Source organism: Brevibacterium sp. (assembly GCF_052105255.1).
Taxonomy (GTDB): domain Bacteria; phylum Actinomycetota; class Actinomycetes; order Actinomycetales; family Brevibacteriaceae; genus Brevibacterium; species Brevibacterium linens_B.
The window spans coordinates 1-9932 of the sequence record NZ_JBQDYQ010000082.1 but is presented as its reverse complement, the minus strand read 5'-3'; the positions used below and the strand labels follow the sequence as shown (position 1 = coordinate 9932).

At 65.9% G+C, this 9932-nt stretch carries 9 protein-coding genes; 4 read left to right on the top strand and 5 right to left on the bottom strand.

What is annotated here, in order from left to right:
* The first annotated feature begins 103 nt into the window (after positions 1 to 103).
* Both ispF and ACTIIH_RS15040 read left to right on the top strand, forming a co-directional pair.
* Positions 104 to 589 (top strand): 2-C-methyl-D-erythritol 2,4-cyclodiphosphate synthase, encoded by a 486-nt coding sequence (gene ispF, locus ACTIIH_RS15045; RefSeq protein WP_441090147.1) that lies wholly within the window; start codon positions 104 to 106, stop codon positions 587 to 589.
* A gap of 87 nt (positions 590 to 676) precedes the next feature.
* Entirely contained in the window at positions 677 to 1792 is a 1116-nt protein-coding gene (locus ACTIIH_RS15040) for a hypothetical protein (protein ID WP_441090148.1), read from the top strand.
* Between the two features lie 120 nt (positions 1793 to 1912).
* On the opposite strand, the gene ACTIIH_RS15035 is transcribed toward ACTIIH_RS15040, so the two are convergent.
* The 5 genes from ACTIIH_RS15035 to ACTIIH_RS15015 all read right to left on the bottom strand — a co-directional run bounded on the left by ACTIIH_RS15035 (position 1913) and on the right by ACTIIH_RS15015 (position 7229).
* Positions 1913 to 3232 (bottom strand): amino acid permease, encoded by a 1320-nt coding sequence (locus ACTIIH_RS15035; protein ID WP_441090176.1) that lies wholly within the window; start codon positions 3230 to 3232, stop codon positions 1913 to 1915.
* Between the two features lie 264 nt (positions 3233 to 3496).
* On the bottom strand, positions 3497 to 4168 hold the full coding sequence (locus tag ACTIIH_RS15030; protein WP_441090149.1) for an MBL fold metallo-hydrolase: 672 nt from the start codon (positions 4166 to 4168) through the stop codon (positions 3497 to 3499).
* A complete protein-coding gene (locus ACTIIH_RS15025; RefSeq protein ID WP_441090150.1) occupies positions 4168 to 5259 on the bottom strand; it encodes an S-(hydroxymethyl)mycothiol dehydrogenase in 1092 nt (363 codons plus the stop codon). The genes ACTIIH_RS15030 and ACTIIH_RS15025 overlap by 1 nt, the downstream gene beginning before the upstream one ends.
* A 304-nt stretch (positions 5260 to 5563) precedes the next feature.
* The gene (locus ACTIIH_RS15020) at positions 5564 to 5677 is read right to left on the bottom strand and encodes a methionine/alanine import family NSS transporter small subunit (RefSeq protein WP_441090151.1); all 114 of its coding nucleotides are present in this window, start codon (positions 5675 to 5677) and stop codon (positions 5564 to 5566) included.
* Between the two features lies 1 nt (position 5678).
* Complete coding sequence (locus tag ACTIIH_RS15015) at positions 5679 to 7229, bottom strand: sodium-dependent transporter (protein WP_441452699.1); 1551 nt, start codon at positions 7227 to 7229, stop codon at positions 5679 to 5681.
* A gap of 257 nt (positions 7230 to 7486) precedes the next feature.
* Here ACTIIH_RS15015 and cysS point away from each other — a divergent pair, with 257 nt between their 5' ends.
* Together cysS and rlmB are read left to right on the top strand one after the other, a co-directional pair.
* The gene (cysS, locus tag ACTIIH_RS15010) at positions 7487 to 8938 is read left to right on the top strand and encodes a cysteine--tRNA ligase (protein WP_441090153.1); all 1452 of its coding nucleotides are present in this window, start codon (positions 7487 to 7489) and stop codon (positions 8936 to 8938) included.
* Between the two features lie 61 nt (positions 8939 to 8999).
* On the top strand, positions 9000 to 9932 hold a 933-nt coding region (gene rlmB, locus ACTIIH_RS15005), incomplete at its 3' end, for a 23S rRNA (guanosine(2251)-2'-O)-methyltransferase RlmB (protein ID WP_441452698.1).

Sequence of the window (9932 nt, the reverse complement as noted above, 5' to 3'; positions counted from 1 at the left end):
TCACCTATCCGCTCGACCTCGTCCTTGCGGAACAGCTCGCCCGAATGCGTGACGGAGCTGCAGTCCCTGGAGCAGATGCGTTGGATTCGGCGAAGGAGGCGCGATGAATCAGATCAGTCCCTGCATCGGCACTGGCGTCGATGTCCATGCCTTCGCCGTCGATCCCGCACGCGAGCTGTGGGTCGCGGGACTGCTGTGGCCGGGCGAACGAGGCCTCGAAGGACACTCGGACTCCGACGTGGCCGCCCACGCCTGCTGCGACGCACTGTTCGCCGCAGCGGGACTCGGCGATCTCGGCGAGCACTTCGGCGTCGACCGCCCGGAATTCGCCGGTGCCTCGGGTTCGGCGCTGCTCGCCGAGGCGGCCCGCATCGTCCGCGAGGCAGGCTTCGAGGTCGGCAACATCTCCGTTCAAGTGATCGGCAACCGGCCGAAGATCGGCACGCGTCGTACAGAAGCCCAGCAGGCATTGTCGGCGGCAGCAGGCGCACCGGTATCGGTATCGGGCACCACTTCGGACGGCCTCGGTCTGACCGGCCGCGGTGAAGGAGTCGCGGCCATCGCCACCGCGCTGATCCACCCCCGCTGATCTGCCCGACCCGAACCATTCGAACTGGGCCACGAGAACCGAGCCACGAGAACCGAGCCACGAGAACCGAGCCACGTGAACCGAGCCATGAGAGCTGAACGAGGAGAGCCAGCAAGGAGAGTCCTCTTCCAGGGTGCCGGTGCCGTCGGCCTCGCCGGAGCCGCGCTCTTCACCGACGCTCACGAGGTCGCCGTTGTCTCCCGCTCGCCCGGCGCCGACGGGCGGGCGGCCTATCCGCGACGCGTGAGCATCGCCGACCCGCCCGATTCCGGCCAGGTGGGCTTCCGAGACAGCAGCTGTGCGGGAGGACTCGGGCGAGCCGAGGGCAGACGAGCGAGTTCGAGCGGTGGCTGGTCGGTGACCCGTGTGGCCGCGACCCGACGGGTGACGATCACAGACTGGACTGCTGCTGCCGCTGATGGAATCTGGGACCTCATCGTCCTCACGACTCGACCGGGTGATCTCGACGCTGAGGTGGTCTCGAAGATTCGGGAGATCTCTCCCGCGTTCATTGCGACGACGAGCCAGGTCGAAGGAGACCTCGAGCGAGCACAGGCCGTCTTCCCCGGTGCCCAAGCCGTCATTGTCGGACCCGCGTTCCTGTCCGAACGACTGGACCCGGGTGCGCCGGCTGACGGTGTGCGCCCAGCCGACAGCCGGGTCGGGGAAGTCGACAGTGGTGTGCCCACAGACGGCGGACGCGACGGAGAGGTCGACAGAAAGGCCGAACCCGGGCATGAAGTGAGGTTCTGGGCACCGGCCGGCGCACCGCGTTTCCTCGTCGCCGGGCCGAGGGGCGCGGTGCGTTCGCTCGTTCGCGGGCTGGGCCGCCGTGTGCTGCCGGTGCCGATGGAGGCCGTGCTGCTGCCGCCGACGGTGTTCATTCCCTTCGTCGCCGAACTCAGCATCCGCGACGGCGACTGGGCCGCACTGAAATCTCATCTCGACCGACCCGCGAATGCGGCGACCGAAGCCGTGCGGAGCCGCCTCGGGGTGCCGGTTGCCGTGTTCGGCAGCGCAGCACACGTTGTGCTCGCAGCGCTGGAGAGAATCGTGCCGATCGACGTGACGAACTATGCAGGCAGACACTTCGCTCGGCACGTGGGCCAGACCAGGGACATGCTCGTCGGCTGGGCGGGATCGGCCGATTCGGCTCGCGCACTGCGGGAACTCATCGCCGCGCTGGACGCGAACGGAGCGTGAGGCTCGACGGTTCCCGATGGCCGCATTGGACGACGGCTGCGGCTGAACACCGGCCGCGGGAGACTGCCGCGGTCCGGGCACGGAAGCCGACAGCCGCCTCGGCGGCGGTGATGGGCGGTCTCAGACCTTCGCGTCTGGGTGGCGCTTCGTGACGACGAGGCCGACGAGGCAGAGCGCGACGACGAAGATGAGCGTGCCGACGATCTGGAAGCGCACGGATTCGACGGTCAGGCCGAGTCCGATGATCACAGCGATTCCGGCCAAGGTGACATACGACAGCCAGGGGTAGCCCCACATGCGCAGCGGCAGGGACCGGCCGGCCGCCTCGGCGCGACGACGCAGAACGATCTGCGATACGAGGGTGGCGACCCAGGTGACGATGAGCGTGGAGCCGACGATATTGAGCAGGACCCCGAGGACTTCGGCGGCCCAGAAATAGTTGAGTGCGACGGCGACGAAGCCGAACGCGGAGGTGGCCAGCACCGCTGCCACTGGCACACCGCGGCGATTGGTGCGGCCGAGCCCGCGCGGCAGCATGGACCGCTGCGACATCGAGAACGACATTCGGGACGCTCCGTAGATGTTCGCGTTCATCGACGACAGCAGCGCAATGACGATGACCGCGGCCAGCAGCGAGGCGATGAACGGCAGCCCAGCAGTCTCGAGAACGGCCACGAAGGGGGACTCCGCCAGGCGGTCGTCCGTCCAGGGCAGGACGAGGACGATGATCGCCACGGACCCGATGTAGAGGAACAGGATGCGCCACACGATCGTCTTGATCGCCTGAGAGACGCTGCGTTCGGGGTTCGCGGTCTCGGCCGCGGCAACAGCGACGATCTCGATGCCGCCGAAGGCGAAGGCGACGACGAGCAGACCGGCGGCGATACCGGAGATGCCGGTGGGCATGAACCCGTCGGCGAAGATCTGCGCGGGCGGTTCGGCCGGGGTCCACCCGAACAGGTACGCGGCACCGAGGACGACGAAGAGAACGACGAAGGCGACCTTGATGAGCGAGAACCAGAACTCGAACTCGCCGAAGCTGCCGGAAGTGGTGAGGTTGATCGCGGTGAAGACGAGCATGATCGCCAAGGCGATGACCCACTGGGGGACGGCCGGAATATAGGAGGCCGCGATCTGTGCGGCGGCGGTGGCCTCGGCGGCGACGACGAGGCACAGTTGGACCCACCACAGAGCACCGACGGCGAAGGCCGCGGCCGGGCCCATGGCCTTGCCCGCATAGTGCGAGAATGCACCCGGATTCGGGTCGGCGGCGACGAGTTCGCCTAACGCCCGCATGACGAAGATGACGATGAGGCCCGCGACGATGTAGGAGATGAGCACGGCGGGACCGGCCGCCTGCACTCCGGCACCGGATCCGACGAAGAGACCGGCGCCGATCGCCGAACCGAGGCTCATCATCACCAGGTGGCGGGGCTTCATGCCCACCTTGAGGCCGGTGGACGCGGCGGCAGAAGAACCGGAGGCCGAGGCGGAAGCCGACTCGGAGGGCTGAGAAGACTGTGATTCAGGCACCCGAGAAGTCTATCCGTCAGGGGTGGAAAGCGCAGACGCGGGTCGCGAACCACTGTGGGTCGCGACCCGCGTCTGCGAGTTGCACTGTTCGGTCAGAGACTGACCGTAGGCCGGTCGGCGATGCGATCAGCGTCGTCGCCGGCGAGTGGTCAGGGTCCGTCCTGCGGCGGCTCAGTGGCCGCGCTTGATCCAATCCTCAAGGGCCGGGCTCTCGGCGCCGATCGACGTCGAGTCACCGTGCCCGGTGAGCACGACGGTCGCCTCGGGCAGCCGGAAGAGCACGTCCCGGATCGATTCGATGATCGTATCGAAGCTCGAATGCGAACGCCCCGTGGCCCCGGGGCCGCCCTTGAACAGAGTGTCTCCGGAGAACAGCACGGGACCGACGGCCCGACCGGCACCGGCCGATGCCGGAGCCGGCAGACCGGTCTCGACGAAGAAGCACGTCGAACCGGGGGAGTGGCCGGGAGTGTGCAGGGCCTTGAGCCTGACTCCGCCGACGGTCCAGGTGTCGCCGTGGGCGATCTGTCCGTCGGGACGGTAGTTCTCATAGGTCATATCCCACAGCACATAGTCATCGGGATTGAGGTACACGGTCGGATTGCCCACCCGCTGTGCGAAGTCGCGGACGACTCCGACATGATCGTCATGACCGTGCGTGAGCAGAATGGCCTTGACCTCTCTGGATCCGACCGCCTCGGCGATCGCATCGACATCATGGGCCGGGTCGATGACGATGACCTCGGAGTCATCACCGATGATCCACACATTGTTGTCGACGTTGTGCGTTTCCCCATCCAGGGAGAACGTACCCGACGTGACGAGATGCTCAATAGCTGTCATTACAGTTCCACCACCGATCGCAGAACTTCTCCCTTGGCCATCTTCTCGAATGCGGATTCGACATCGCCGATGCCGATGCGTTCGGACACGAACTTCTCGAGCGGGAAACGTCCCTGCTGGTAGAGGTCGACGAGCATCGGGAAGTCACGGTCGGGCAGGCAGTCGCCGTACCACGAAGACTTGAGCTTGCCGCCGCGGCCGAATACGTCGAGCAGCGGAACGGTGAGCTCCATGTCCGGAGTCGGCACGCCGACGAGCACGACGGTGCCGGCGAGGTCGCGGCCGTAGAAGGCCTGCCGCCAGGTGGCGGGGAGTCCGACGGCGTCGATGACGACATCGGCGCCGAAGCCTCCGGTGCGCTCCTGGATCGCGGCGACGACTTCGTCCTCGCTCATGCCCTTCGTGCTCACGGTGTGCGTGGCACCGAAATCGTTGGCCCAGGACAGCTTCTTCTCATCGATGTCGAGCGCGATGATCGTGTTCGCTCCGGCCAGAGCCGAACCGGCGATCGCCGCGCACCCGACGCCGCCGGCGCCGATCACGGCCACGGACTTGCCGCGGGTGACCTCACCGGTGTTGATGGCGGCGCCGATTCCGGCCATCATTCCGCAGCCGAGCAGACCTACGACCGCCGGGTCCGCCTCGGGGACCTTCGTGCACTGACCGGCGGCGACGAGCGTCTTCTCGGCGAACGCGCCGATGCCCAGTGCGGCTTCGAGTTCGGTGCCGTCGGGCAGGGTCATCTTCTGCGAAGCATTGTGGGTGTCAAAGCAGTACCAGGGTTCGCCGCGCTTGCAGGCACGGCAGTCTCCGCAGATGGCGCGCCAGTTGAGGATGACGAAATCGCCGACCGCGACCTCGGTGACCCCATCGCCGACTTCGGAGACGACGCCGGCGGATTCGTGGCCGAGCAGGAACGGGTAGTCGTCGCTGATTCCGCCTTCGCGGTAGTGGAAGTCCGTGTGGCAGACGCCGCACGACTTCACATCGACGACGACCTCGCCCGGGCCCGGATCCGGGATGACGATGTCGGTGAGTTCGACTGGGGCTCCCTTGCTGCGGGAGATGACGCCCTTGACTGTCTGTGGCATTGCGTCTCCTTTGTGTCTTCGGCAGCGGGTGTCCGCAGATACGGAACCCGAAGTGGACCTGATGCACCCCGGCAGGGGTGCTCACACCCCCCACCCTAACCAGGCCGGACGTCCGCGACCAGTGGGTATTCAGGAGTGAGACGATGCGTTCGACCAGGGTGGGGTGAGTGTGGATAGGCGAAGGCGGCCCGATGCGTGGATTGCATCGGACCGCCTCGGTGAGAGTGAGCCGATCCGCGTCGCCGAGGCGGTGCTGCGGATCCGACTCAGCCGGTCGTGAACGGGGTGGGGTTCACCCGGTCCGTCAGTCGGCGACGTCCTCGTCGGGGTGCTTGCGCAGGTGCAGCATTGCGGCTCCCAGGCCGCCCCAGACGGTGACCATCGCGATGACCATCATGACGATTGCTGAAGTGTCCATGTCAGACTCCCTTGGTCTCGTTGCGGAGGTTCTCTTCGGCCACGGAGTCGGCGATCGCCTCGTTCATGTCGTCGATCGTCTTCTTCGGCCATCTGACCAGTGTGAGGACGATGGAGGCGACGACGAGCAGAGCGATCATGCCCCAGCCGTAGGTGCCGATGATGACGGCCGGGTAGCCCTCGTAGCCGTCGGCGGCGTAGGCGATGATCTGTGTGACGAGCATGTAGGCGAGCACCACACCGGTGATCGAGATGAGGATCATCCAGGTCCACCCGAGCTTGAAGCTCGAGACTGCGTTGAGGTGACGCTTGAATACCGGCAGCTTGCGCAGCAGCCACGCGACGACGACGATCGAGAGGACGGCCGAGCCGACGATGCCGATGTTGTTCGCCCAGGCATCCATGGTGTCGAGCGCGTAGAGTCCGGTCACCGTGGGCATGAGCACCAGCGAGACGATCGCCATCGCGCCGCCGACGGTCGCCGTCGAGGTCTTGTTGCTGAGACGGAACTTGTCCCGCAGAGCCTGGATCGGCACCTGCACGATCGAGATCAGCGAGGTCAGACCTGCGAAGACGAGGCAGGCGAAAAAGACGAATCCGAAGATCGCCCCGCCGGGCATCTGGGAGATCAGCGTCGGGAAGCCGACGAAGGCCAGGCCGATGCCCGACGATGCCACCTCGGAGACCTCGACGCCCTGCGCAGAGGCCATGAACCCGAGGGCCGCGAAGATTCCGATGCCGGCGAGGATCTCGAACGCCGAGTTCGAGAAGCCGACGACGAGACCGGAGCCGGTGAGGTTCGTCTTCTTCTTCAGGTAGGAGGCATAGGTGATCATGATGCCGAAGGCGATGGACAGCGAGAAGAAGATCTGACCGTACGCCGCGATCCACACCTTGTGATCTGCCAGTGCCGAGAAGTCGGGAGTGAACAGTGCATTCAGTCCCTGCGCAGCGCCGGGAAGGAACAGCGACCGGACGACGAGGGCGAGGAAGAGGACGATGAGCAGCGGAATGAAGATCTTCGAGAACCGTGCGATGCCGTTCTGCACACCGAGCAGGAGGATGCCGAGGACGATGGCCCACACGATGATGAGCGGGATGAGCACGCCGGGAACGAATTCGAAGGAGATTCCGGGGTCTCCGAGCTTGAGGTACTCGCCGAAGAGGAAGCCCTCCGCGTCGTCGCCCCAGGCCTCACTCAGCGAGAAGAACATATAGGAGCCGGCCCAGCCGATGATGGCGGCGTAGTAGATGCCGATGATGATCGCGATTCCGGTGGCGAACCAGCCGATGGGCTCGGCGGCACGGTGAGTCATTCGGTAGGCCAGCGGAGCCGATCCGCGAGACCGGTGGCCCATCGCGTAGTAGAAGAACAGCAGCGGGATGCCTGCCGTCAGCAGAGCGACGAGGTAGGGGATGAGGAAGGCGCCGCCGCCGTTCTCGTAGGTGACATACGGGAAGCGCCAGATGTTGCCGAGGCCGACCGCCGAACCGATGGCCGCGAAGATGAACGCGCCGCGGGAGACGAAGACCTCCCTCTGGGGTGATGACATGGGTGACATGATGTCCTTTCTTGTCCGGTCGCGGACCATCGCGACCGAGTGGGGCCACCGAAGTTTCGTCTGTGAGATCGGTGGTCCGATGTGAAGTCCGTGATGTGAGAAATGATCTCTGCTGCGGCTTCATTACATCGCTCCAGTTTACTGTGAAAACGCTGGGCAATGTGCCCGCCGTCACGTGATGCGCATAACAGTCGTGTATCGAATAATGGGAACCCGGGAAATCTTCCACGCCCGGTAGACTTGGGGGCGTGACTATCTCGCTCTACAACACCGCCAGCCGCACGACCGAAGAACTGCGCCCCGTCAACGACGGTCGGGTCGGTATCTACGTCTGTGGCGCCACGGTGCAGGGCGAGCCGCATATCGGCCACCTGCGTTCGGCCTCGGTGTTCGACACTCTGCGCCGCTGGCTGCTCTACAGCGGTTACCGGGTGACCATGATCCGCAATGTCACCGACATCGACGACAAGATCCTGTCGAAGTCCGTCGAGGAGGGTCGGGAATGGTTCGCTCACGCGTATAAGTACGAACGCGCCTTCACCGCCGCCTACGATGCGCTCGATGTGCTGCCGCCGAGCAGCGAACCGCGCGCGACGGGGCACATCACCGAGATGATCGAACTCATCTCCCGCCTCATCGAGGCCGGTCATGCCTACCCCGCGATCGACGGCAGCGCCGATGTCTACTTCGACGCCGCCTCGTGGAGCGAATACGGGGCACTGACCAACCAGAGGCTCGAGGACATGGAACTGTCCGAGGGGGCCGAGCTGCGCGGGAAGAAGGACGCCAGGGACTTCGCGCTGTGGAAGGCGCATAAGGACTCCGAGCCGATCACCGCCTCGTGGCCGTCGCCGTGGGGACGGGGCCGGCCGGGCTGGCACATCGAGTGCTCGGCCATGTCAACGAAGTACCTGGGGTCGAACTTCGACATCCACGGCGGCGGACTCGACCTGCGGTTCCCGCACCACGAGAACGAGCTCGCCCAGTCCCGAGCGGCCGGCGACCGGTTCGCGAACATCTGGATGCATTCCGGCCTGCTCAATGTGGGCGGGGACAAGATGTCGAAGTCTCTGGGCAACTCTGTCTTCGCCTCCGACCTTTTCGACACGTTCAGCCCGCTGGCCGTGCGCTACTTCCTCACCGGCGCCAGCTACCGGTCGATTCTCGACTTCTCGAGCGAGGCGATGGAACGCTCGGCGGCCTCGCTCGAACGGCTTCAGAACTTCCTCCAGCGCGCCCACCAGGCACTCGGAGCGGACGCGCCGGCGCTGCCGGACGTCAGCGTCTCCTACGCTTCACGCAGCGTCGACGTTCCTGCCGAATTCGCCGCCGCCCTCGACGACGACCTCGGTGTGCCGCGGGCGCTGTCGGTCGTCTTCTCCTCCGTGAGCGAGGGAGCGAAGCTCCTCGACTCCGGCAGCGACCGTGCGGGACTGAGGCGAATCGTCGCCGAGGTGGAGCTCATGCTCGACATCCTCGGAGTCAATCCCAGCGCCGCTGTCTGGGTCGGATCGGCGACCGATGCCAAGGCGGAGTCCGCGCTCGACTCCCTCGTGGCCACCATGGCCGCACGGCGGGCCGAGGCGAAAGCGGAGAAGGACTTCGCCACTGCCGATGCCCTGCGTGACGAACTGGCCGCGGCCGGCGTCATCATCGAGGACACGGCCGACGGGTACCGCTACCACCTCGGCGAGGGCTGAGGTCGACGAATTTCGGTCACGGGCATGAGCTCGCGACCCCAACGCATCCGATAGGAAATACATGGCTTCCAATCCCCGCTCCGGCGGATCGAAGAAGGGCCCGACCAAGGGGTCGGGCGGCAAGAACAGGCGCGGCCTGCGCGGCAAGGGGCCGACGCCCAAGGCCGAGGACCGCGTCTATCACAAGGCGCACAAGGCCGCGCAGCAGCGCAAGAGTTCGAACGCCTCGGCGCAGGCGAAGCGGAAGAAGAAGGAGCTCGGACCGAATATGGTCGCCGGGCGCAATTCGGTCCTCGAGGCTCTGCGCGAAGGTGTTCCGGCCACCGCGATGTACGTCTCCGGTCGCATCGACTCCGACGATCGGGTGCGCGAATCCATCACTCTGGCGACGCAGCGCGGAATCTCGATGCTCGAAGCGAGCAAGCCCGACCTCGACCGGCTCACCGACGACGCGATCCACCAGGGCATCGCCCTGCAGGTTCCGCCGTACGACTATGCCGACCCCGCCGACCTGCTCGAATTCGCGGCCGAACGAGCCGAGACTCCGCTGCTCGTGGCCCTCGACGGGATCACGGATCCGCGCAACCTCGGTGCCATCGTCCGGTCGACGGCGGCTTTCGGCGGTCACGGTGTGATCATCCCGGAGCGTCGCGCCGCCTCGATGACGGCCGCGGCGTGGAAGACCTCCGCCGGTGCCGCTTCTCGCATCCGCGTGGCACAGGTGGTCAACCTGGCCAGGGCGATCGATGAGCTGAAGAAGCAGAATGTCTTCGTTGTCGGCCTCGACATGGACGGTGACGTCGACCTGCCCGAACTGACCTTCACCCGCGACCCGCTGTGCATCGTCGTCGGCTCCGAAGGCAAGGGTCTGTCGCGGCTCATCTCGGAGAAGTGCGACCAGATCGTGTCGATCCCGATCGCCGCGACCACCGAGTCGCTCAACGCCGGCATCGCCGCAGCGGTCTCCCTCTACGAGGTGGCACGAGCCCGCCGC

What these genes read in the sequence shown, in the direction of transcription:
- ACTIIH_RS15030 (WP_441090149.1), bottom strand. Translation starts at nt 4,168, where the DNA reads ATGACAGCTATTGAGCATCTCGTCACGTCGGGTACGTTCTCCCTGGAT.
- ACTIIH_RS15040 (WP_441090148.1), top strand. Translation starts at nt 677, where the DNA reads ATGAGAGCTGAACGAGGAGAGCCAGCAAGGAGAGTCCTCTTCCAGGGT.
- ACTIIH_RS15035 (WP_441090176.1), bottom strand. Translation starts at nt 3,232, where the DNA reads ATGAAGCCCCGCCACCTGGTGATGATGAGCCTCGGTTCGGCGATCGGC.
- ACTIIH_RS15020 (WP_441090151.1), bottom strand. Translation starts at nt 5,677, where the DNA reads ATGGACACTTCAGCAATCGTCATGATGGTCATCGCGATGGTCACCGTC.
- ACTIIH_RS15015 (WP_441452699.1), bottom strand. Translation starts at nt 7,229, where the DNA reads ATGTCATCACCCCAGAGGGAGGTCTTCGTCTCCCGCGGCGCGTTCATC.
- ispF (WP_441090147.1), top strand. Translation starts at nt 104, where the DNA reads ATGAATCAGATCAGTCCCTGCATCGGCACTGGCGTCGATGTCCATGCC.
- ACTIIH_RS15025 (WP_441090150.1), bottom strand. Translation starts at nt 5,259, where the DNA reads ATGCCACAGACAGTCAAGGGCGTCATCTCCCGCAGCAAGGGAGCCCCA.